Here is a 24,263-nt window from a genome sequence, read left to right on the forward strand (position 1 = left end):
TTGCAAAAAAATAGGACTTTCATAAAATAAATTTATATGTTGAACCTGCGCAGACTCGAACATCTGGCTGTCATTGCCGAGGAGAAATCCTTCCTGAAGGCGGCGCTGCGCCTGAACTTGACCCAGCCTGCCTTGACGCGCAGCATCCAGACGCTGGAGGAATCCTTGGGCCTGCAGCTGCTCAACCGGGCCCATGAGGGCGTGAGCTTGACCGACGCCGGGCAGCGCATCCTGCCCCGGGCCTTGCAAATTTTGGGCGATGCCGAAAGCCTCAAGCGCGAGGCGCAGCAACTGGTCGGGGTGGACTCGGGGCATGTGAATTTCGGCGTGGGGGTGTTTCCGGCCGAGGCTTTTTTGACCCGATTGCTGATTGAGCAGGTGCGAGAAAAACCGGGTCTCACGGTGGATGTGGACATTGGCAACTGGCAGCGGCTGCGGGGCAAGTTGCAACGCAACGAGCTTGATTTTGTGGTGGCCCTGACGCACAGCTTGCCGCCGCCTGCCGACTTTGAAGTGCGCCCTTTGCCGCCCCAGCGCTTTGGTTTTTTTGTGCGCCAGTCGCATCCTTTGCTGGCCTTGGATGCCTTGGCGCAGCGCCAGGCTTTGCGGCATTACAAACTCATTGGCCCGGTCTTGCCGCTGCAGGCCAGACTGGCCTTGCAGGAGATTTATGAATTGCCCCACCACGAAGAATTGCCTGTGGGGTTGAGCTGCGACAGCGTGGCGGTGTTGCAGTCGGTGATGCTGTCCAGTGACAGTGTTTTGTTTGCCACGTACGAGGCCATGGCCAGCGCTTTGCCCTGCGCTGTTTCCTCTGCACAAGGCCTTGCCTTGCCGCATGTGCAGTACGCCGCCGCACAGGCGCTGGCCACATCGGTCATCCATGCCCAAGGGCGGGTGCTGTCGCCAGCGGCTTTGTGGCTGATCGGCAAGATCGAGCAAGTGCTGGCTTCAACGGGCTCTGAATGGAAGGCTGATTTGCTGGCGGCTGGACCGTGACCGGTAATGGGTTTGCAACGGCGTGATGTCACACGCCATAGGCATTCCTGTTTTTGGGTATCAAAGTATTCATTGTTATCATCCAATGGATATTTGAAAGTTGTATGTGAAGGTTTTTTACAGTTTGATGTCCAGTTGGAAGCAATTGTTGCTGCGCTGGCCGATGCAGTGGCTGGGGGCCGGCCTGTTGGCCATGGGCCTGTGGATGGTTCTCTACACCTACCAGTCCAGCGAACGTGTGGTGCGGCAATATGCAACTGACAGTGCGGCGGCTCATGCGGCTTCGATCACGCAGTTTCGCAACTTCTATGCCCAGGAATTGGTGCCCCTCGCTGTGCAGGGCGGCATGGAGATCACGCACGACTACAAGCAGCGTGAAAAAGCCTTGCCACTGCCCGCTACCTTGGCGATTGATCTGGGTCATTATTTGTCCAAGGTCGACGGCGGCACCCAGGTGCGCCTGTACAGCGCTCAGCCTTTTCCATGGCGCCTGGCGGACCAGCAACTGGACAGCTTTCAGCAGCAGGCGCTGCAACACCTCAAGGCCCGTCCCGATGAGCCTTTTGTGCGCGAAGAGATCATGCACGGGGTGCGTGTCTTGCGTTTTGCCCAAGCCGACCGCATGTTGCCCAAATGCGTGTCGTGCCACAACAGTTACCCCGGCTCTCCCCGTACAAACTGGAAAGAAGGGGATGTGCGCGGCGCGCTCGAAGTGATTTTGCCGGTGTCGCAATGGCAATTGGCCAGCACCGAGGTGCTCAATCGCACCTTTTCCATCTTGTTGGCCCTGCTGATGGGGGGGCTGTTGATGATCTGGTACTCGGTGCGGCGCCTGCGGGGGGCCTTGATGAAGGCGCGGCAACTGTCGGCTGATCGCCATCAGGCCATTGGCCAGCTGAGCGGTGAAATCACCGAGCGCAAATCGGTTGAGCGCGATTTGCGGTTGAGCGAGAGCAAGCTCAACAGCATTTTTCAGTCGGTGCCCGAGGCCATTGTGGTGGCGGATGCGCAAGGGCGCATCGTTCAGTGCAATGACGCCACCGCAGCCATGTTCGGTTACCGCATGGACCAGCTCATGGGACAGCGCATCAACTTGTTGATGAACCTCTCTGAGAGCAGGCAACATGATGTGTATATGCAAAACTACCTCATCAGTCGCGAGAAAAAACTGATCAATCAGCCGCGCGTGCTGCAGGGGCGGCGTCAGGACGGGACCTCCTTTCCTGTGCGCCTGACCATCAACGAAACGCGGGTCGACAACGCACATTTTTTCATTGGCGTGATGCAGGATTTCACGGCTATTCAGGATGCGCAGGACATGCTGGTTGACGCCAAGGACAAGGCCGAGCAGGCCAACCGCTTGAGGGGAGAGTTTCTGGCCAACATGAGCCATGAAATCCGCACGCCGATGAACGGCATCTTGGGCATGACCGAGCTGGCGCTGGACACCGACGACTCCAAGGAGCAAAAAGAGTATCTGACGCTGGCCCGTGATTCGGCCCATCATTTGTTGCACATCATCAATGAGATTCTGGATTTTTCGAAAATCGAGGCCAATGCCCTGGAGTTGGAGCTTTTGGAGGTGGTGCCCTCGCAACTGATTCGGCACACAGCACGTTCGCTGGAGCAGCTTGCACGGGTCAAGGGGGTTGAGCTGCGGGTGCAAACCGATGCATCGGTGCCTGATCTGGTGTGGCTCGATGCGGTGCGCATGCGCCAGGTGCTCACCAACCTGATTGGCAATGCCATCAAGTTCACCGATCAGGGCAGTGTGACGATCAGGGCCGAGGCCATGCCGGGGCCTGATGCGCAGACGCAGGTGCTTTGCATCCGCATCACCGATACAGGCATCGGTTTTGACCCATCGCGCACCGATGCCTTGTTCAGTCCCTTCACACAGGCCGATGGCTCCGTGACGCGTTCATTTGGCGGCACTGGCCTGGGGCTGGCCATCACACGCAGCTTGCTGCAACTGATGGGCGGGGACATCACCGCGCACAGCCAGCCAGGGCAAGGTGCCACCTTTGTGGCCACCTTGCCTGTCAAGCTGGTGGTGCGCAATCTGGCATTGGAAGCTGCAGCCCGTGTGAACGGCAATGCGTCTTCAGGCAGTCCGCAGCCAGGCCGGTCCTTGTCGGTCTTGTTGGTGGAGGACCATGACATCAACCGCAAGCTGGCGGAAATCATGTTGCAGCGCATGGGCTATGGTTTTGACACGGCCAATGACGGGCAGCATGCTTTGGGATTGCTGGATCAGCACGACTTTGATGTGGTGCTCATGGATGTGATGATGCCGGTCATGGATGGCTTGACGGCCTTGCGTTTGCTGCGCGAAAAAGAAGCTGGAACGGGGCGTCGAACAGCGGTCTTAATGGTCACAGCCCATGCGATGACTGGCGACAAGGAGCGCTTCCTGGCCGCAGGGGCAGATGGCTACGTGTCCAAGCCCATGTCGCAAGAGGCCTTGCAAAAGGAAATCAACCGGGTGGTCGTCGCTGACACGCCCGATGGTGCGGTTTGAGGCATCCGCACCGCTTTCACCGGGCAGACCTTAGGGATTCGGCACGCTGAAGTTTGAAATGTGAAAGACATTTCATCTCGCAAGTCGGCACTCGCATGGGCCGACATGATGGGCCTGGCACAGGCCCACGTCGGGGTCTTTGACCGCCGACCTACAACATCAATGTGAGAGAGATGTCATCGCGTAGGTCGGTACTCGCAGAGTCCGACATGATGGGTTTCAGAACAGGCCCACGTCGGGGTCTGCGACCGCCGACCTACAACATCAATGTGTGAGAAATGTCATCGCGTAGGTCGGTACTCGCAGAGTCCGACATGATGGGTTTCGGCACAGGCCCATGTCGGGGTCTTTGACCGCCGACCTACAAGATCTTCGCGCATTGAAAACTTCACAGGGCCGGGTCAATAGTGAACCGCCCTGAGGGGTTGCTCAGCTGGCTTTTTCAAGGTCGCGCAAGCGAAAGCGCTGGATCTTGCCGGTGGCGGTTTTGGGCAGCTCGGCCACAAACTCGATGAAGCGCGGGTATTTGTAGGGGGCCAGGCGTTCCTTCACAAAAGCTTTGACTTCGGCTTCGCTCAGACTCTGGCCCTGTTTCAGGACGATGAAGGCCTTGGTTTTGGTCAGACCGTCGGTGTCTTGCTTGCCGATCACGGCAGCTTCCAGGATGGCGGTGTGTTGTACCAAGGTGGACTCGACCTCGAAGGGCGAGACGTAAATGCCGCTGACCTTGAGCATGTCGTCGTTGCGCCCTGCGTAGGTGTAGTAGCCATCGGCGTCACGCGTGTATTTGTCGCCGCTTTTCGTCCACACGCCCTGGAAGGTGTCGCGCGATTTCTCGCGGTTGTTCCAGTACATCAGGGCGCTGCTGGGGCCCTGAATGAACAGATCGCCAATCTCGTCGTGCCCGCTGAGCACACTGCCGTCCTCGCTCCGCAGCTGCACTTCGTAGCCGGGCACGGGCTTGCCGGTGGTGCCATAGCGCACGTCGCCGGGGCGGTTGGACAAAAAGACGTGCAGCATCTCGGTGGAGCCAATGCCGTCGATGATGTCGCAGCCAAAGTGGCTGGACCAGCGCTCGGCGATGTCGCGCGGCAAGGCTTCACCCGCCGACGAGCACAGGCGCAGGGCCACCGCATTTTTTGCAGGCAAGTCGGGCTGGGCCAGCATGCCGCCATAACCGGTGGGTGCACCATAGAACACAGTGGGTTGGTGCTCCACCAGTCGCTTGAAGGTGGCTTGCGGGGTGGGGCGCTCGGCCATCAGGACCACACTTGCGCCCGCGCTCAAGGGGAAGGTCAGGGCGTTGCCCAGGCCATACGCAAAAAACAATTTGGCGGCTGAAAACACCACATCACTCTCGCGCAAAGCCAGCACCCCCTTGCCGTACAACTCGGCTGTCCAGTAAAGGTTGCCCTGGCTGTGCACTGTGCCTTTGGGCTGGCCCGTGGAGCCCGACGAATACAGCCAAAAAGCGGGTTCATCCGCCAAAGTGGAGGCGGGCAGCGTGGCTGGGTTTTGGGCGACGAAGTCGGCCATGTTGAACTGGCCCTGTCTCAATGCACCTGTAGGCCGCGACACGACAAGGTGGCGCACTTCTGTTTTGGCCAGATCCATCGCGGCTTGCAGCGTGGGCAGCAGCGCTGCGGACACCAGCGCAGCCTGGGCTCGGCTGTTGCGCAGCATGAAGGCGTAGTCATCGGGTGTGAGCAGCGTGTTCACCGCCACCGGCACCACGCCCGCATAGAGTGAACCCAAAAACGCCACCACCCAGTCGTTGCTGTCGTGCATGAGCAAGAGCACGCGTTCTTCGCGCTTGAGACCGAGTGCCTTCAAGCCCCCGGCAAAGCGGCGAATCTGCTCGGTCAACTGACCATAGCTGAGCGATCCGGCGTCGTCGATCAGCGCCGTTTTTTCGGGGCGTGTCGCGTTGCTGGCGATCAGGTGCTGGGCAAAGTTGAATTCGGTGGGCGGTGGGGATGCGGGGCGCATGCGTGGTCTCCAAGTGATTTCAGTGTCAGGTGTTCAAGTGCGCCAGTTGGCGGTATAAACAGAACTTCATGCACTATTGTGCTTGCCTGTAAGTATGCAATAAAGTGCATGTTTCGGGTTCCTTGAAGTCCTAGGGTTTTCCCTGTTTTTGAAAAGCCATGTTGAACATGACCTCCGAAGTCAGTCTGTCCACCGATCCGAGCGGGCCACAAGCCAAAAGTAACCCATTTCTGGAGGCGCTGGGCGAGCGTGTGCGCACCCTGCGCTCTCGCAAAGGGATGACGCGCCGTGCCGTGGCCTTGGCCGCGGATGTTTCCGAGCGGCACCTGGCCAACCTCGAATACGGCACGGGCAATGTGTCGGTGCTGGTGCTGTTGCAAGTGGCACAGGCGCTGCAATGCTCTTTGGCCGAATTGCTGGGCGATGTGACCACCACCTCGCCCGAATGGCTGCTGATCCGCGAGTTGCTGTCCAAACGCAGCGAGGCCGATTTGCGCCGTGCCCGCGTGCAACTGGTTGAACTGTTTGGCGTAGGCGGCAACGCGCAAGAGCGCAAAAACCGCATTGCCTTGATTGGCTTGCGCGGTGCGGGCAAAACCGCTTTGGGTCAGCGCCTGGCCGACGATTTGGGTTTTCCGTTCATTGAACTCAGCCGTGAAATCGAGCAGTTTGCGGGATGCCAAATCAGCGAGATCCACAACCTGTATGGGGCCAACGCCTACCGGCGCTACGAGCGACGGGCGCTGGAAGAAGCGATCCAGATTTACCCCGAAGTGGTGATTGCCACGCCCGGTGGCCTGGTGTCTGATTCGGCCAACTTCAACGTGCTGCTCTCTCACTGCACCACCGTCTGGCTGCAAGCCGACCCCAGCGACCACATGGCCCGGGTGGCGGCGCAAGGCGATATGCGCCCCATGGCCGCCAGTCGCGAGGCCATGGAAGACCTCAAGCGCATTCTGGACGGGCGCTCGGCCTTCTATTCCAAAGCCGACATGGCCATCAACACCAGTGGCTGCACCGAAGACCAGGCGTTTGATGCCTTGCTGACTTCGGTTCGCCAGCATTTGGACTTGTCCGCTTGAGCTGCGGTGTGGATGTTTATTTCCTAGGGTAAACACTTATTAAATGAATTAAAGTGCATGTTGTGGTGTGCGAGTATCTGCACTAAACTTCAGATCAACATGCAGTGAAATGCATTTTTTGACCGACATCAACCCCATCCTCTGACACGGAGACCCCCATGACCGCAGCACCTCAGGTTGACTACCAGACCCACCCTTCGCAATACAAGCACATCAACTTGGCCTTTGACGGCGAGATCGCGACCTTGTCGATCAACATCAACGAAGACGCTGGCATCCGCCCTGGCTACAAACTCAAGCTCAACAGCTACGACCTGGGTGTGGACATTGAGTTGCACGACGCGCTGCAGCGCATCCGCTTTGAGCACCCCGAAGTGCGCTCGGTGGTGGTGACCAGCTTGAAAGACCGCGTGTTCTGCTCCGGTGCCAACATCTTCATGCTGGGTGTGTCCACCCACGGCTGGAAAGTCAACTTCTGCAAGTTCACCAACGAAACCCGCAACGGCATCGAAGACTCCAGCAAGCATGACGGCCTGAAATTTGTCGCAGCCCTGAACGGTGCTTGCGCTGGCGGCGGCTACGAGCTGGCCCTGGCCTGCGACGACATCGTGCTGGTGGACGACCGTTCGTCTTCCGTGTCCTTGCCTGAAGTGCCCCTGCTCGGCGTGTTGCCCGGTACCGGCGGCCTGACCCGCGTGACCGACAAGCGCCATGTGCGCCACGACCTGGCCGACATCTTCTGCACCAGCGTCGAAGGCGTGCGCGGTCAAAAAGCCGTGGACTGGCGCTTGGTCGACGCGATCGCCAAGCCTGCTGTGTTCAAGGATGTGGTCAAAGCGCGCGCCGCCAAGCTGGCCGCTGACAGCATTCGCCCCGTGGGTGCCAAAGGCGTGGCACTGACACCTTTGAACCGCAACAACGCCGCTGACAGCCTGAACTACACGAATGTCTCGGTGGACATCGACCGCGCCAAGCGCATCGCCACCTTCACTGTCAAGGCCCCCGCCACTGCCCAGCCCACCGACATCGCCGGCATCGAAGCCGCAGGCGTGAACTGGTGGCCGCTGCAGATGGTGCGCGAACTGGACGACGCCATCTTGCATATGCGCACCAACGAACTCGACATCGGAACCTGGGTGCTCAAGACCTCGGGCGACGCTGCAGCTGTGCTGGCTTCCGATGCCACGATACTGGCGAACAAAGACCACTGGTTGGTGCGCGAGACCATCGGCCACCTGCGCCGCACCCTGGCCCGCATGGACGTGACCTCGCGCAGCTTGTTTGCCTTGGTCGAAGAAGGGACTTGTTTTGTCGGCACACTCGCCGAATTGGCTTTCTGCGCCGACCGCGCCTACATGCTGGCGCTGCCGGACGATGAAGCCAAAGCCCCCAAGATCCAGCTGAACGAAATGAACTTCGGTTTCTTTCCCATGGTCAACGATCAGACCCGCTTGCAGCGTCGCTTCTATGAAGAAGTGCCCGCCATGGAAGCCGCACGCGGCGCGATCGGCAAGGCCTTGGACGCCGATGCAGCCTTGGCTTTGGGTTTGGTCACAGCAGCGCCAGACGACATCGACTGGGCTGACGAAATCCGCCTGGCCCTGGAAGAGCGTTCTTCCATGTCGCCCGATGCGCTGACCGGTTTGGAAGCCAACCTGCGTTTTGCCCAGCAAGAGAACATGCTGACCCGAATTTTTGGTCGCTTGACCGCCTGGCAAAACTGGATCTTCCAGCGCCCCAACGCCGTCGGCGACAAGGGTGCCCTGAAGGTCTACGGCAAGGGCGAGAAAGTCCTGTTTGATCTGAACCGCGTCTGATTCGATCAGCGTTTGGCGTTGAGGGTTAAGAGTTGAGCGTGAAGCTGGAAACCAACGCCGAACGCCCAACGCTCAACGCATAACCCCAAACAACCCACCCCCCTAACCACCCCAGGAGATCATGATGTCCGGTATTAACTACAGCGAAAAAATCCCCAACAACGTCAACTTGAGCGAAGACCGCACGCTGCAACGCGCACTCGAGCAGTGGCAGCCCAACTTCATCAACTGGTGGGATGACATGGGCCCCGAGGGCTCGACCGACATGGACGTGTACCTGCGCACCGCCGTGAGCGTGGACCCGCAAGGCTGGGCCCAGTTTGGCCACGTCAAGATGCGCGACTACCGTTGGGGCGTGTTCATGAACCCCGGCGAGCAAGACCGCAAGATCCATTTCGGCGACCACATCGGCGAGAAAGCCTGGCAAGACGTGCCTGGCGAACACCGCGCCAACCTGCGCCGCATCATCGTCACGCAAGGCGACACCGAGCCAGCGTCTGTCGAGCAGCAGCGCCACTTGGGACTGACTGCGCCCAGCATGTACGACCTGCGCAACCTGTTCCAGATCAACGTCGAAGAAGGCCGCCACCTGTGGGCCATGGTGTACCTGTTGCATAAATACTTCGGCAAGGACGGCCGTGAAGAAGCCGATGCCCTGCTGCAGCGCAACAGCGGCAACGAAGACAACCCACGCATCTTGCAGGCCTTCAACGAGAAGACGCCTGACTGGTTGAGCTTCTTCATGTTCACTTACTTCACCGACCGCGACGGCAAGTTCCAGCTGTGCGCTTTGGCCGAGTCGGCGTTCGACCCCCTGGCCCGCACCACCAAGTTCATGCTGACCGAAGAAGCGCACCACATGTTTGTGGGCGAGTCCGGCGTGAGCCGCACCATCCAGCGCACCGTGGATGTGATGAACCAGCTCAAGACCGACGACGTGGCCAAGCTGCGCGCTGCGGGCGTGATCGACCTGCCGACCATCCAGCGTTACATCAACTTCCACTTCTCGGTGACCATCGACTTGTTCGGTGCCGACGAGTCGTCCAACGCGGCCACCTTCTACAGCTCGGGCCTGAAAGGCCGCTACGAAGAAGGCAAGCGTGGTGATGACCACATCTTGAAGGGCAACAGCTACAAGATTTTGTCGGTCGAAGACGGCAAGCTGGTCGAAAAAGAAGTGCCGATGCTCAACGCTTTGAACGAAGTGCTGCGCGACGACTACATCACCGACTCCAAAGGCGGCATCGACCGTTGGAACCGTGTGATCAGCAAGGCCGGTATTCCTTTCACCTTGACTGCGCCACACAAGGCGTTCCACCGCAACATCGGTTCTTTGTCCGGCTCCAAGATCACGCCCGATGGCCGTGTGGTGACCGACGCCGAGTGGATGGCCAAAGTGGGCGAGTGGTTGCCGACCAACGAAGACCGTGCCTATGTGGCCAGCCTGATGGGCCGTGTCGTGGAGCCAGGCAAGTTCGCCAACTGGATCGCGCCACCCGTCATGGGCATCAACCGTCAGCCAGTGGACTTTGATTACGTCCGGTTCAACTGATGGATCCTCTTGCTGCCGTCCTCGCTCTTGGCGGGGGCGGCAGTGGACAGGGGAAGGGGCGGGTTCCTCATGCTGGGGTACCAGAAATCGTCACCCGCCCCTTCCCCTGTCCACTGCATGGGCTTTGTTTCGCGTCTGGGTGGTTTCTCAACGGTTGGGATGCCGAATGTTTTGCCTGGAGTTGAGGCGGTCAGTGAAAGGGCAAGGGGCGGGTTCCTCATACCGGGGTACCGAAAATCGTCACCCGCCCCTTGCCCTTTCAATGACATGGGTGTGCTGAACACAGAGGGTGCCAGTAGACTCAGAAAGCTGAAACGGGCACTCAGCAACGGTATGGTTTGGGGCCGGGTGCCGATTTCTGGTACCCCAGCATGAGGCGCCCGGCCCCAAGCCAAACCGTTGCGGACCATGCATACCCAAGCCAAACCGTTGCGGACCACGCAGACCACCAAGACACACTGCTGACCAAGAAGACACAAGAGAGACTAAGCCATGAGCACCGAAGCCACGCTGATCAAACAACACCTGATCGACCCGGAAATCTGCATCCGCTGCAACACCTGCGAAGCGATTTGCCCGGTCGGTGCCATCACGCACGACTCGCTCAACTACGTGGTTAAAGCCGACGTCTGCAATTCGTGCATGGACTGCATCTCGCCATGTCCCACCGGCTCGATTGACAACTGGCGCATGGTGCCCAAAGCCAAGGCCTACAGCATTGAAGAACAACTCAAGTGGTACGACCTGCCCGCTGAACTGAGCGCCGAAGAACTGGCTGCCGCTGGGGGTGACGCCAGTTCAGCCCAAGATGAAGCGCAAGCCGCGTTACAAGCCGCCGCTTCGTCTTCATCAGCCGTCAGCATCGCCACCGCCTCGGGTTTCAACTCAGCCCAATTCGGCGCCACCATCCCACCCTGGTCGGCTGCCCACGCCTACACCAACCTGTACGGCCCCAAGGCGCAAGACAAAACCATCACCGCCACCGTGACGGGCAACCTGCGCGTGACCGAGGTGGGCAAGCAAGACGGCCAACAAGACTACGACACCCACCACATCGTGCTCGACTTCGGCGGCATGCCTTTCCCGGTGCTCGAAGGCCAGTCGATCGGCATCATCCCGCCGGGTGTGGATGCCAAAGGCAAGCCGCACCACGCCCGTCAGTATTCGATTGCCAGCCCCCGCAACGGTGAGCGTCCCGGCCACAACAACCTGTCGCTGACCATCAAGCGCGTGCTCGAAGACCACGACGGAAAACCCGTTCGCGGTGTCGGCTCCAACTACATGTGCGACCTGAATGTGGGCGACAAGGTGCAGGTGATTGGCCCGTTTGGTGCCAGCTTCCTCATGCCCAACCACCCCAAGAGCAGCATCGTCATGATCTGCACCGGAACTGGCTCTGCCCCCATGCGCGCCATGACCGAATGGCGTCGCCGCCTGCGCGCCAGCGGCAAGTTCGAAGGGGGCAAACTGATGTTGTTCTTTGGTGCCCGAACCCCTGCCGAGTTGCCCTACTTTGGCCCGCTGAACAACTTGCCCAAAGACTTCATCGACATCGAATTCGCTTTCTCGCGTGAAGCTGGCAAAACCAAACGCTACGTGCAAGACGCCATGCGCGAGCGCGCCGCCGACATCGCGCTGCAACTCAAAGACCCGAACACCTGCTTTTATGTCTGTGGCCTCAAAAGCATGGAAGAGGGCGTGGTCATGGCACTGCGCGACATCGCACAGAAGGCCGGACTCGATTGGGATACCGTGGGCGCGGTACTCAAAAAAGAAGGCCGCCTGCACCTCGAAACGTATTGAGCCGGAGGCTTCATGGTCCTGTTCAGGTCTGTGAAGTTTTCAATGCTCAAAGATGTTGCAGGTCGGCGGTCGAAGGCCCCGACATGGGCCTGCGGCGAAACCCATCATGTCGGCCTTGGCGAGTAGCGACCTGCGAGATGACATTGCACACACATTTCAAACTTCAGCGTGCCGGATCCATCAGTTTCCGTCAGGTGCATTCTTGCCCGCAAGTATTGGGCCGCTTTGGGCTTGCGCGACCGATGACTTGACCGGGCCCATGCGGCCACATCAATGACAAGAGTAATCCCTATGAGCACCCATTCCCCCGGTTGGCTGGACAAAGAAAGAATCATTGCCGGACCCGGCTTCAACCGCTGGCTGGTGCCCCCAGCGGCCTTGGCCATTCATCTGAGCATTGGCATGGCCTATGGTTTTTCAGTGTTTTGGCTGCCGCTGTCCAAAGCCCTGGGTATCCAGAAAGCCATCCCGTGCGGACCCGATGTGGGGTTTGGGGGGCAACTTTTCACCACCAGCTGTGATTGGCAAATTTCATCCTTGGGCTGGATGTATACCTTGTTCTTTGTGTTGCTCGGCACCAGCGCCGCCACTTGGGGTGGCTGGTTGGAGCGAGCAGGGCCGCGCAAAGCGGGCGTGGTGTCGGCAGTTTGCTGGTGTGGGGGCATGCTGCTGTCGGCTTTGGGTGTTTACCTGCACCAGTTCTGGTTGATGTTGCTGGGCTCCGGCATCATTGGCGGCATTGGTTTGGGCCTGGGCTACATCTCGCCCGTCTCGACGCTGATCAAGTGGTTCCCGGATCGGCGGGGCATGGCCACGGGCATGGCCATCATGGGCTTTGGCGGCGGTGCCATGATTGGTTCGCCCTTGGCTGCAGACTTGATGCAGTATTTCGCTGGCCCCACTGATGTGGGCGTGATGCACACCTTCATCGTCATGGCCTTGGTGTACTTCGTGTTCATGATGGCAGGTGCTTTGGGTTACCGCGTGCCTGAAACGGGCTGGAAACCTGAAGGCTGGACGCCGCCACCAGCCCAAGTGCACAACGCCATGATCACTCAGCGGCATGTGCATGTGAGCAAAGTCTGGGGCATCCCCCAGTTCTGGCTGATCTGGATGGTGCTGTGCATGAACGTGAGTGCCGGCATCGGGGTGCTCGGCATGGCTTCACCCATGTTGCAAGAGGTGTTCGGTGGCAGCTTGATCGGTGTACAGGCCAAGTTTGCTGACCTCGACAAAGAACAGCTCAAAGCCATTGCCACGGTGGCTGCAGGGTTTACCGCCTTGTTGAGTTTGTTCAACATCGGTGGCCGGTTTTTCTGGGCCAGCTTGTCGGACAAACTGGGTCGCAAATTGACCTATGTGGTGTTTTTTGTTCTCGGTGGTCTGTTGTATTTCAGCGTTCCCGGCAGTGCATCGGCGGGCAACATCGTTTTGTTTGTGGCCGCTTTTTGCATCATTTTGAGCATGTATGGTGGTGGTTTTGCCACTGTGCCGGCGTACCTGGCGGACCTCTTTGGCACGCAAATGGTGGGCGCGATCCATGGCCGCTTGCTCACGGCATGGGCCACGGCAGGCGTGCTGGGTCCGGTGGTGGTGAACTACATGCGCGAATACCAACTGGGCTTGGGTATTGCGCGTGAACAGGTTTACAACCAAACCATGTACATCCTGGTGGGCATGTTGATGGTGGGCTTGATCTGTAATTTGCTGGTCAAACCGCTGAACGACAAATGGTTCATGACAGCAGACGAACTGGCGCATGAACGACGTTTGGCGCATGAAAAGGCGCTTTCCTCTGAAGTGCTGCGCAGTGGGCAAGCGCCAGGTTCGGATGCCGTCAACCCCATGGTGGTGGTTGTGGCTTGGGCCGCTGTGGGTATTCCTTTGGGTTGGGGTATCTACCGCACCTTGCTCAGCGTGGCGAAGTTTTTTGCCTGACGCACACGTCAGCACAACGGGCTCAATGCCCGGTGAAACCCCGCTGCCGCAGTGATTGCGTTTGCAGGGCTTTTGGGTTTACAAAAGCCGCTTCGACGCCCTTATGTTTCAATGATTCATCCATGCAAAAATCTCAAAGCTCAGTCCCTGATTTGTCATCGTCCGTGACCTTGGCGACGGTCGACGATATGCGCCAACGCATCCGCACCAAAAGCAAACTCAAGGGCCGTCAACCACACGATGCGTCTTTGGCGGCCGTGCGCGCATTGTTGGGCCCTGCGCCCCATCGGCGAGATCATTTGATTGAGCACTTGCATGTGCTCAACGACCATTTTGGTGGCCTGCACGATCACCATTTGGTGGCCTTGGCCAAAGAGATGAACATCCCGATGGCTGAGGTCTACGAGGTCGCCACTTTCTACCACCACTTTGAAGTCATCCAGGGTGAGGCTGCCGCTCCAGGCCTGACCGTGCGGGTTTGCGACGGATTGAGCTGCGAATTGGCCGGTGCACAAAACTTGCTGACCCGATTGCCGCAGATTTTGGGCTCAGGCGATGTGCGTGTGGTGGCTGCGCCGTGCATTGGCCGCTGTGAGCAAGCGCCCGCGGTGGTGGTGCACCAGCATCCAGTGCTTTTTGCCACGACTGAGGCCGTGGTGCAGGCGGTCCATGCCAGCTTGCACAGCCACCCCAAGCCCACAGACCAAGCCCAATTTGATGCCGCAGTGCTGGCGCTGCAATCGGTGCCCCCTTTGTCCCATGTGACCACCGCGCCTGCGTATGTGGGTTGGGATGCGTATTTGGCGCAAGGCGGTTACGCCTTGCTCAAGGACTTGGCTTCGGGGGTACTCGACGCAGAGTCATGCATCAAAACCATGGAAGACTCGGGCCTGCGCGGCCTGGGCGGCGCAGGCTTTCCGGCAGGGCGCAAGTGGCGCATCGTGCGTGAGCAGCCCTCGCCCAAGTTGATGGCCGTGAACATTGACGAGGGCGAGCCTGGCACGTTCAAGGACCGCACTTACCTGGAACGCGACCCGCACCGTTTTCTGGAGGGCATGCTGGTGGCGGCACAGGTGGTGGGCATTGACGCTTGCTACGTGTATTTGCGTGACGAATACCACGGCTGCCGAGAACTGCTGGAGGCCGAGTTGGCGAAGTTGCGCGCCAACCCGCCTTGTGCCCTGCCTTTGATCGAGTTGCGCCGCGGTGCCGGTGCCTACATCTGCGGCGAAGAGTCCGCCATGATCGAAAGCATTGAAGGCAAACGGGGTGAGCCGCGCATGCGCCCGCCTTATATTGCACAGGTCGGCTTGTTTGGCCGCCCCACTTTGGAGCACAATTTTGAAACCCTTTTTTGGGTGCGCGACATCCTGCAGCGGGGCCCGCAATGGTTCAGCAGTTTTGGCCGCAATGGCCGCAAAGGCCTTCGCAGTTTCAGCGTCAGTGGGCGCGTCAAACACCCTGGGGTCAAACTCGCACCTGCGGGCATCACCGTCAAAGAGTTGATCCACGAATACTGCGGTGGCATGGCCCCAGGCCATGACTTGTATGCCTATTTGCCCGGAGGTGCCTCGGGCGGCATCTTGCCCGCCAGCATGGGTGACATACCACTGGACTTCGACACCTTGCAGCCTTACGGTTGCTTCATCGGTTCAGCGGCAGTGATTGTGTTGGGGCACCAAGACAAAGCCCGCGATGCCGCGCTGAACATGATGCGCTTTTTTGCCCAGGAAAGCTGCGGTCAGTGCACCCCTTGCCGGGTGGGAACGGCCAAATCGGCGGCGTTGATGGACGCCCCTGTTTGGGACAACACGACACTGGAAGACCTCAACGAGGTGATGGCCGACGCTTCCATTTGCGGTCTCGGTCAAGCGGCACCCAACCCGGTGCGGTGCATTCAAAAATATTTTCCTCAGGAAATTGGAGCTTCGCTGTGAACGCACCAACCTCATTGACCGAAGTGACGATGAAAACCGTTGAGTTCAAACTCGATGCCAAAACCCTGCATGCCTATGAGGGCGAAACCATCCTCCAGGCGGCCAAGCGCCATGGCATCGATATTCCACACCTTTGCTACAAGGATGGTTACCGCGCAGACGGCAATTGCCGCGCTTGCGTGGTCGAGATTGCAGGCGATCGCACACTGGCCCCCAGTTGCTGCCGAAGCGTCACCGAGGGCATGCAAGTGCAGGCCCAGAGCGAGCGAGCCGTCAAAAGCCAAAAAATGGTGCTGGAGATGTTGCTGTCTGACATGCCCGACGTGGGGTACAAATGGAACGACGCGGATGGTCCCGCCACAGACACCGGGCAACATGGTGAGTTGAGCGACTGGGCTGACCGCATGGGCGTGCGCGTGCGCCCAGAGCTCCAAGCACTGCGCCGCGAACAGCCGCAGGCCGATATGACGCACCCGGCCATGGCCGTGAACCTGGACGCTTGCATTCAATGCAACCGTTGTGTGCGTGCGTGCCGTGAAGAGCAGGTCAACGGTGTGATCGGTTTTGCACAGCGCGGCGCGCACAGCGAGATCGTGTTTGACTTGGGCGATGACATGGGGGCCAGCACCTGCGTGGCTTGTGGTGAATGTGTGCAGGCCTGCCCCACGGGTGCCTTGATGCCCAAAACCCAAGTGGGCAGCCAGGTGGTCGACAAAAAGGTGGATTCGGTCTGTCCGTTTTGCGGTGTGGGTTGTTTGCTGACCTACAACGTCAAGGACAACGTGATCGTGAGCGTGGACGGGCGTGACGGGCCTGCCAACCACAGCCGCTTGTGTGTCAAGGGCCGTTTTGGTTTTGACTATGCAGCCAGCCCACAGCGCCTGACGGTGCCCTTGATCCGCAAGGCCGGGGTGTCCAAAGATCCAGATTTGCTCAACCGTTTGAACCAACGCATGTCCGAGCAGGGCACCGACTGGTCCGAGGTGTTTCGTGAAGCCACTTGGGAAGAAGCGCTGGCGCTGGGTGCTGGCCAGCTGAAAAACTTGCGCGATCAATTTGGCCCCAAAGCCTTGGCTGGTTTTGGCTCTGCCAAATGCAGCAACGAAGAGGCCTATTTGTTCCAAAAACTGGTGCGCACAGGCTTTGGCTCCAACAACGTGGACCACTGCACCCGCTTGTGTCACGCCTCCAGCGTGGCCGCGCTGCTTGAAGGCGTGGGCTCAGGTGCGGTGAGTAACCAGGTCAATGACGTCGAGCATTCCGACCTGATTTTTGTGATTGGCTCCAACCCGACGGCCAACCACCCCGTGGCCGCAACATGGATGAAAAACGCAGCCCAGCGCGGTGCCAAGATCGTGCTGGCCGATCCGCGCATCACAGACTTGGGTCAACACGCATGGCGCACCTTGCAATTCAAAGCCGACACCGATGTGGCCATGCTCAATGCGCTCATCCATGTGGTCATTGAAGAGGGCTTGGCCGACCAGGACTTCATTGCCAAGCGGGCCAACAACTACGAAGCCCTGCGCGAGAACGTCCAAGGCTATAGCCCGGAAGCGATGGCACCCATTTGCGGCATTCCAGCAGAGACTTTGCGTGAAGTCGCGCGCGCATTTGCCAAGGCCAAAGGTGCCATGATTCTTTGGGGCATGGGCGTGAGCCAGCACGTGCATGGCACCGACAATGCGCGCTGCTTGATTGCACTGGTCACCGTGACCGGACAAATTGGCAAGCCCGGCTCTGGCCTGCATCCGCTGCGCGGCCAGAACAATGTGCAAGGTGCATCGGACGCGGGCTTGATCCCGATGATGTTTCCCAACTACCAACGCGTGACCAACGCAGCGGCGCACGCTTGGTTTGAAGATTTCTGGAGCACCCCACTGGACGCCCAAGCCGGTTACACGGTGGTGGAAATCATGCACAAGATCCTGGCGCCCGAGAACGATCCGCACAAGGTGCGCGGCATGTACATCATGGGCGAGAACCCCGCCATGAGCGACCCGGACCTGAACCATGCCCGCCATGCCTTGGCCTCGCTGGAGCACCTGGTGGTGCAGGACATTTTCATGACCGAAACCGCCTGGCTGGCCGATGTGGTGTTGCCTGCGACCGCTTGGCCCGAGAAAAATGGCACGGTGAGCAACACCGATCGCATGGTGCAACTGGGCAAACAGGCCATTGCCCCGCCCGGCCAAGCCAAACCTGATTTGTGGATCATTCAACAGATGGCCCAGCGCATCGGTGCCTATGCCTCGCACACCCCGTCGGCCCCTGCTGGGGATTGGGGTCGTGGTCGTCCACTGGCCTGTGGTTACGCGGGCGAGTTTGATGGGGTGGCCCAGGTGTATGACGAAATGCGCCGGACCATGCACACTGCCATCTCGGGCATCACGTGGGAGCGTTTGCAGCGCGAGTCCAGTGTCACCTACCCCTGTTTGAGTGCCGATGACCCGGGTGCCCCCACGGTTTTCCTTGACCACTTCGCGACCGAAGACGGCCGTGTGAACCTCGTGCCCGCTGACATCATTCCCGCCAATGAGCGGCCCGATGCCCAATATCCCTTTGTGTTGATCACCGGACGGCAGCTGGAGCACTGGCACACAGGCAGCATGACCCGTCGTGCCACCGTGCTTGACGCGATTGAGCCTATGGCCACGGCATCGATGTGTGGTGGCGATCTGGCCCAATTGGGTTTGAGCACGGGTGATGTCCTCACCATCGAGTCGCGCCGGGGGCAAGTCACTTTGCACGTCAGGCGCGACGATGGCACCCCCCAGGGGGCTGTGTTTGTGCCCTTTGCCTACTACGAGGCAGCGGCCAACCTGATGACCAACGCAGCGCTGGACCCTTACGGGAAAATTCCCGAGTTCAAGTACTGTGCAGTCGCCATCCGGGCTGGGGGTGAGCTTTCGGTGGTGCAGGGTTACGGTCAACAAGCTTCGACCCGTCGTTGACATCGCAGGCCCAATGCCCCGCACATGTCACCCTGACCCCCGCTGACCGCATAATCTGCGGCTTGTTCTGTCATGCGCGGGCTTGCGGTTTCGCGCATGGCGGGTGCCAGCCAAGGAGAGCCGTGTGATTCCTGACGTGCAAACCATCTTCTGGATGGACGCGTTTCTTTATTTGATGCTGCATGCGGCCATTTGGTATGGCCTGGCGCGTTTTCGCAGCCGTCTGGTGTCGCTGTGGAGTCTGTCGGGCATCTTCAGTGCGCTGGGTCTGTGCGTGTTTGGCAGCCGGGGTTTCCTGAGTGACGACATGGTGGTGGTGCTGGGGATGCTGCTCATGACCTTGGGCAACTGGGGGCGGCAGATCGCTTTGCGTTCCTTGGGCGATGCGGCCTCAGCCCGGTGGATGTGGGCGCATGGCTTGATGAATCTGGCGTTTGTGGCCCTGACCTACGCCTTGCAGTTTTCGGGGGCCTCAGTCGAAGTGGTCATGCTGGTTTTTTACGGCTATTTCACCTTCAACTGCTTGGAATATTTTGTATCGGGCCAGCGCATCGGCATTGAGCACGACACGATAGGTGCCACGTCGGTCAAGGCTGCAGGCGGCGTGCTGACGGTCACCTTGGGCATCAAGACCATTGCCTTGCTGGCCGGCTATGGGGCCACCAATCTTTATGAAGTCTCCTGGGACCAGTTCATTGTGTTTGCCGGACAGTTCGTGGCGATCAGCATGTTGAACGTCGGCTTCATGCAGATCTTTATCGATCAGACGCACCGGGCCCGTATTCAGGCAGAGCAACGTCTGGCACGCGAACAGGAACGCGCCGCCTTGTTTCAGCAGCACTCGGACGACTTGGGGGCCTTGTTGCGAGAGCGCGAGGAAATCATCCGGCAGCTGACCTTGTCCAACAAAAGTGCTGGCATGGGCGCTCTGGTGGCCAGTTTTGCCCATGAGTTGAACCAGCCGCTGACGGCCACCATGCTGCATGCCGAGTTGGTGCAGACCAAGCTCTCGGCGGCCATGTCCCAGAATACGCAGCCTGATTTGAATATTCTCAAGACGGTGGCCGATGCGATTGTGAAAAACACCCAGCGCTCTGGCGACATCATCCGCAAACTCCGCAACCTGTTTCGCATGAGCAAGGGCGAATACACGCGCATAGACTTCGAGCGCCTGGTGATGGATGTGGCCGATCTGGTGAGTTTCAAATTGTTGGAGTCTGAAATCCACCTGAGCACCGAGTTTGACGATAATTTTCGGTTGACAGGGGATGCCACCCAGTTGCAGCAGGTGGTGCTGAATTTGATGAACAACGCGATTGACGCCATTTTGGAATCCCAGGTGCGGCACCCACACCTGAGCATTCGTGGCCAGGTGTTTGAAGACCACCTGGAGCTGCATGTGCAGGACAACGGCAAGGGCATTGATCCAGAGCGCCAGGACGACGTCTTCAGCCTGTTCAAGACCACCAAATCCGAAGGCATGGGCGTGGGCTTGTGGCTCAGCAAATCGATCATCGAGTCGCATGGGGGCAAGCTCACCTTCACGTCAGAGCCTGGGCAGGGCACAGTGTTCACATTGCGCCTGCCCACCATCGACTACACCCTGTTGGCTTGAAACAAAGAGAAAAAGATGTCTGCATTTGTCTTGACGACCGTGGCCGTGTTGATGCGCAAAGAACCCTTGCAAGGCCCCATGGCCCGTTGGCAATCGTCGCGTTGGGTGCTCGACGACGTGGTGCCGCACGAAGACAGTTTTGGTCTCACGCCACGCTGTTTGCGCGAAAACGAGGGTGATGCCTTGTGGCTTTATCCCGGCTGGCCGGTGGAGCTGTTCACCGACGATGCCGAGGGTTACTGGCTCAATGTCAGCGCGCCCACACCCAGCTTTTTTGTGATGTGGCGACTGCAAGAGCGCGAGGGCCTGGAGCCCCTGGCGGTGCCACAGGCCGTGAGTCTGAGTTACCACGATGCCGGGCGCTGGCTGGATGCGCAAGAAAGCGTGGAAACCGTGGCGGCCCCTGGGGTGCTGGTGGAGGCCGTGCGCGCCTTTGTGCAGCAACACTTTGTGCCCGAGGTCAAGAAACGCCAACGCCCGCAAAGCTTTCAAGGCCTGACCGACCGGTTTGGGCAACCGGCATCGGTCAGCACGAGCCAAAAGCGCCGAGGCCCAGGCGGTGGAGGGCAGTCGCATGAGTGATCATTTTTTGAGTCGGTGGTCGCGGCGCAAGCAAGCAGCTGCCCAAGGTTTGCCCGCAGATGAGCCGGTGCAGCCAGCCAGCCACGCCCCTACTTTGCCAAGCGGCGGCGCACTGACACAGGGACTTGCGCCGGTGGCGAAAGGGGCCTCACAGCCTGCAAATGTCCCACCCTTGCATCCGGATGGACTGGAGACGCAAGCAGCCAGCGCCCAATCAGAAGCGCCATTGCCCACTTTGCAAGATGCACAAGCGCTCACGCCAGCTTCTGACTTTCAGTCTTTCATGCGCCAGGGGGTGCCTGCTGAAGTGCGCAATGCCGCTGTGAAAAAGCTGTTCACCGACCCGCACTTCAACATGATGGACGGTCTGGACATTTACATCGGCGACTACAACACGCCCGACCCCCTGCCTGCGGGCATGTTGCAAAAAATGGTGGGTGCGCAACTGCTCGGTTTGCTGGACAAACCCCATGAATCGGCTGCGCAGCTTGAGGCCCCGGCCGAGCCCGCGTTGCCCGCAGGCAGTGATGGCGCAAGCCTCGGTGAAAACCCTGATCAAAGTCCCGCTGCGCAGGAAGTCTCGCCAGTTGTGGCACAGTCGCCGCCTTCCCTGCCTGATTCGGCAGGACCGGTCAGCTCCGTGCTGCAGCCCACAGTAACCGCACCCCCAGAACATGACCACCCTGATTTGCAACTGCAACCAAACCATGCCCCTGCAAGCCCAAGCTCTGGGCCAAGCACTGGGTGAAGACCTGACGCTGCACACCACTTTGTGCCGCCGCGAGGCGGGGCAATTCCAGAAAGCCGTGAAAACCGGCGAGACCGTGGTGGTGGCCTGCACCCAAGAAAAGCGTTTGTTCAGTGAACTGGCCGAGCAAACCGAAGGCGCGATTTCACCGATCCGCTTCGTCAATATCCGCGAAACCGGCGGCTGGGGCCGTGAAGCCGAGCACGCCACACCCAAAATGGCCGCCTTGCTGGCCGCAGCCCGCCTGCCCGAAGCCGAACCGGTGGCCACCGTCACCTATAAAAGCGAAGGCCGCGTGCTCATCATCGGCGCTGTGGATGCCGCCGAGCGCGCGGCCAGCTTTTTGGCCGATGCGATGCAGGTAACGATTTTTGCGCAAGGCCCCGGCAAGGCCGGGGGCAGCCAGGAGCGACGCTTTCCGGTGGTGGCTGGTCGCTTGCAAGGCCTGAAAGGCTGGTTGGGAGCCTTCGAGGTGTCGTGGGACGCCAGCAACCCGATTGACCTGGACCTGTGCACCCGCTGCAACGCATGCGTGGCCGCCTGCCCCGAGCAGGCCATTGGCCTCGATTACCAAGTGGACCTGTCGCGTTGCACTTCACACCGCGACTGCGTCAAGGTGTGCGAAGCTGCGGGTGCCATTGACTTTGGCCGTGACGCGCGTGCGCAAACCGAGCGCTTTGACGTGGTGCTGGACCTGCGCGGTGACCAAGCCTCACCCACGTTCACCTCGCACGCCTTGCCTCAGGGGTATTTCCGCTGGGATGGGCAAGACCTGCAAACCCTGCTCAAGGTGCGCGAACTGGTGGGCGAGTTTGAAAAGCCACGCTTTTTTGCCTACAAACAAAAGCTCTGCGCCCACAGCCGCAACGAGCAAGTGGGCTGCAGCGCCTGCATCGACATCTGCTCTGCCGAAGCTGTGCGCTCGGATAAAAGCCGCCAACAAATCGTGGTCAACCCCAACCTGTGTGTGGGTTGCGGTGCCTGCACCACGGCTTGCCCCACAGGCGCTCTCACCTACGCCTACCCGCGCCCGGCGGAGCAGGGCACCAAGATCCGCGCACTGCTCTCGGCCTACCAGGCCGCTGGCGGGCGCGACGCCGCGCTGCTGCTGCACAGCCAGGAAAAAGGCCAGGCCCTGATCGACGAGCTGGGTCGGGGTGCGCAGCTGGGCGTCATGCAAGGCGTGCCCGCCCGCGTGATGCCTGTGGCCTTGTGGCACACGGCCAGTGTGGGCATGGAGCTGTGGCTCTCGGCCGTGGCCTATGGTGCACGCCAAGTCATGGTGCTGCTCACCGACGAAGAAGCACCGCAGTACCGCGCCGCGCTCATGGAACAAATGGCTGTGGCCCAAAGTCTGCTGAACGGACTGGGTTACACCGGTGTGCATTTCCAGCTGATCGAAGCCAAAACCACCACGGCTTTGGACGGCGATTTGCAGCGCCTGTGCGCCCGCAACCTCAAGGCCAGCAGCTTGCCCTCAGGTCCCGCCGTCGCAGCCCGCCACGCCGTGCAGGCTGAAAAGCGCAGCAACCTGGAGCTGGTCATCGACCACCTCATGGCCCAGTCACCCGTGATGGCCATGGACGAGGCCTCGCGCCCCAAAGCGCTCGATTTGCCCGCTGCCGGATCGCCATTAGGCAGCATCACAGTCGACGGCAGCAAGTGCACGCTGTGCATGAGCTGCGTGGGGGCTTGCCCCTCATCCGCGTTGCAAGACAACCCGCTGCAGCCCGAAATCCGTTTCATCGAGAAAAACTGTGTGCAGTGCGGCTTGTGCGCCAAAACCTGCCCCGAAGACGCCATCACCTTGCAGCCTCGCCTGTCGCTGTTGGCCGAACGCACGCAAGTCCGTGTTTTACACGGCAGCCCCCCTTATGCCTGCATTCGCTGCAGCAAACCTTTTGGCACGCTCAAGGGCATCGAAGCCATGTTGGGTCGCCTGGCTGGGCACAGCATGTTCCAGGGCGCAGCTCTGGAGCGCCTGAAAATGTGCGGCGACTGCCGCGTGGTGGACATGTTCACCGACGAAAACCAGGTGCGCATCCCCGGTGCCAACACCCCCTCCAAATCCCAATAAGTTGTTGCCATGAGCCAAGATTTGAATGTGTCCGCCAACAGCCACGCACTGGACGAAGAAACCGCCCGCGCCGAGATTTACGGCTTGCTGTCCCAGTTGTATTACGCCGCGCCGAGCGCCGAACTGCTGGGCCAACTCCAAGTGGCCGTGACCGAAGCGCCGGATGCAGGTGGCTTTTTGGAGGAGCCTTGGCGCGATTTGGTGGCCAGCGCACGCAGCCTGAACCATGATCAGGTGGTGGCCGAATACAACCGCCTGTTTGGCGGTGTGGGCAAGCCCGAGGTTTACCTTTACGGCTCGCACTACCTCAGTGGATTTTTGAACGAAAAACCTTTGGTGCGCCTGCGTGATGACCTGGCCGAGCTGGGCTTGGCACGCAGTGAAGCCATGTTTGAAACAGAAGACCATGTGGCCTATGTATTTGAAGTCATGCGTTTTCTGATTGCGGGCGACGATGTGGCGGTGTCGAACCTGACGCGTCAGCAAGCCTTTTTCAATCAACATGTGCAAACCTGGTTGCCCGCCCTGTGCCAAGTGTTGCAGTCGCAGCCGCGTGCCGTTTTTTATGCCCGCGTGGCGGCTTTCACTGAAGCTTTCATCAGCGTGGAGTCGCAGGGTTTTGATTTGGTGGTCTGATTGAAAGTTTTTT

At 59.6% G+C, this 24,263-nt stretch carries 15 protein-coding genes; 14 read left to right on the plus strand and 1 reads right to left on the minus strand.

Annotation, left to right across the window (positions count from 1 at the left end; all coding sequences use genetic code 11):
• Window positions 1–36: 36 nt before the first annotated feature.
• Together H663_RS36815 and H663_RS36820 are read left to right on the plus strand one after the other, a co-directional pair.
• Window positions 37–999, plus strand: coding sequence for a LysR family transcriptional regulator (locus H663_RS36815; protein ID WP_053173769.1), 963 nt, complete (start codon window positions 37–39; stop codon window positions 997–999).
• Window positions 1,000–1,126: 127 nt separating this feature from the next.
• A complete protein-coding gene (locus tag H663_RS36820) occupies window positions 1,127–3,520 on the plus strand; it encodes an ATP-binding protein (protein ID WP_133240056.1) in 2,394 nt (797 codons plus the stop codon).
• Window positions 3,521–3,949: 429 nt separating this feature from the next.
• Here H663_RS36820 and H663_RS36825 read toward each other — a convergent pair whose 3' ends face one another.
• On the minus strand, window positions 3,950–5,509 hold the full coding sequence (locus tag H663_RS36825; protein ID WP_053173773.1) for a benzoate-CoA ligase family protein: 1,560 nt from the start codon (window positions 5,507–5,509) through the stop codon (window positions 3,950–3,952).
• A 167-nt stretch (window positions 5,510–5,676) separates the two neighbouring features.
• Between H663_RS36825 and H663_RS36830 the strand changes: the two genes are divergently transcribed.
• The 12 genes from H663_RS36830 (at window position 5,677) to H663_RS36890 (ending at window position 24,250) form a co-directional block, all read left to right on the plus strand.
• Window positions 5,677–6,591: a helix-turn-helix transcriptional regulator gene (locus H663_RS36830; protein ID WP_053176700.1), complete on the plus strand. Its 915-nt coding sequence runs from the start codon at window positions 5,677–5,679 to the stop codon at window positions 6,589–6,591.
• A gap of 158 nt (window positions 6,592–6,749) precedes the next feature.
• The gene (boxC, locus tag H663_RS36835) at window positions 6,750–8,408 is read left to right on the plus strand and encodes a 2,3-epoxybenzoyl-CoA dihydrolase (RefSeq protein WP_053173775.1); all 1,659 of its coding nucleotides are present in this window, start codon (window positions 6,750–6,752) and stop codon (window positions 8,406–8,408) included.
• Between the two features lie 124 nt (window positions 8,409–8,532).
• On the plus strand, window positions 8,533–9,960 hold the full coding sequence (gene boxB, locus H663_RS36840; RefSeq protein ID WP_053173777.1) for a benzoyl-CoA 2,3-epoxidase subunit BoxB: 1,428 nt from the start codon (window positions 8,533–8,535) through the stop codon (window positions 9,958–9,960).
• A gap of 492 nt (window positions 9,961–10,452) precedes the next feature.
• Window positions 10,453–11,763: a benzoyl-CoA 2,3-epoxidase subunit BoxA gene (boxA, locus tag H663_RS36850; protein ID WP_053173781.1), complete on the plus strand. Its 1,311-nt coding sequence runs from the start codon at window positions 10,453–10,455 to the stop codon at window positions 11,761–11,763.
• Window positions 11,764–12,054: 291 nt separating this feature from the next.
• Window positions 12,055–13,701, plus strand: a complete 1,647-nt coding sequence (locus tag H663_RS36855; RefSeq protein WP_053173783.1) for an OFA family MFS transporter — start codon at window positions 12,055–12,057, stop codon at window positions 13,699–13,701.
• A 122-nt stretch (window positions 13,702–13,823) separates the two neighbouring features.
• Window positions 13,824–15,638, plus strand: coding sequence for an NADH-ubiquinone oxidoreductase-F iron-sulfur binding region domain-containing protein (locus H663_RS36860; RefSeq protein WP_053173785.1), 1,815 nt, complete (start codon window positions 13,824–13,826; stop codon window positions 15,636–15,638).
• Window positions 15,635–18,592 (plus strand): molybdopterin-dependent oxidoreductase, encoded by a 2,958-nt coding sequence (locus H663_RS36865; protein WP_053173787.1) that lies wholly within the window; start codon window positions 15,635–15,637, stop codon window positions 18,590–18,592. The genes H663_RS36860 and H663_RS36865 overlap by 4 nt, the downstream gene beginning before the upstream one ends.
• A 124-nt stretch (window positions 18,593–18,716) precedes the next feature.
• Entirely contained in the window at window positions 18,717–20,207 is a 1,491-nt protein-coding gene (locus H663_RS36870) for a sensor histidine kinase (RefSeq protein ID WP_133240057.1), read from the plus strand.
• A gap of 15 nt (window positions 20,208–20,222) precedes the next feature.
• Complete coding sequence (locus H663_RS36875; RefSeq protein ID WP_053173791.1) at window positions 20,223–20,789, plus strand: DUF3305 domain-containing protein; 567 nt, start codon at window positions 20,223–20,225, stop codon at window positions 20,787–20,789.
• On the plus strand, window positions 20,782–21,537 hold the full coding sequence (locus H663_RS36880; protein ID WP_053173793.1) for a DUF3306 domain-containing protein: 756 nt from the start codon (window positions 20,782–20,784) through the stop codon (window positions 21,535–21,537). Before H663_RS36875 ends, H663_RS36880 begins: the two co-directional genes overlap by 8 nt.
• The gene (locus H663_RS36885; RefSeq protein WP_240620557.1) at window positions 21,464–23,614 is read left to right on the plus strand and encodes a 4Fe-4S binding protein; all 2,151 of its coding nucleotides are present in this window, start codon (window positions 21,464–21,466) and stop codon (window positions 23,612–23,614) included. Before H663_RS36880 ends, H663_RS36885 begins: the two co-directional genes overlap by 74 nt.
• 9 nt (window positions 23,615–23,623) lie before the next feature.
• On the plus strand, window positions 23,624–24,250 hold the full coding sequence (locus H663_RS36890) for a TorD/DmsD family molecular chaperone (protein WP_053173796.1): 627 nt from the start codon (window positions 23,624–23,626) through the stop codon (window positions 24,248–24,250).
• Window positions 24,251–24,263: the final 13 nt, after the last annotated feature.

The sequence above is a fragment of the Limnohabitans planktonicus II-D5 genome (genome assembly GCF_001270065.2).
Lineage (GTDB): Bacteria > Pseudomonadota > Gammaproteobacteria > Burkholderiales > Burkholderiaceae_C > Limnohabitans_A > Limnohabitans_A planktonicus.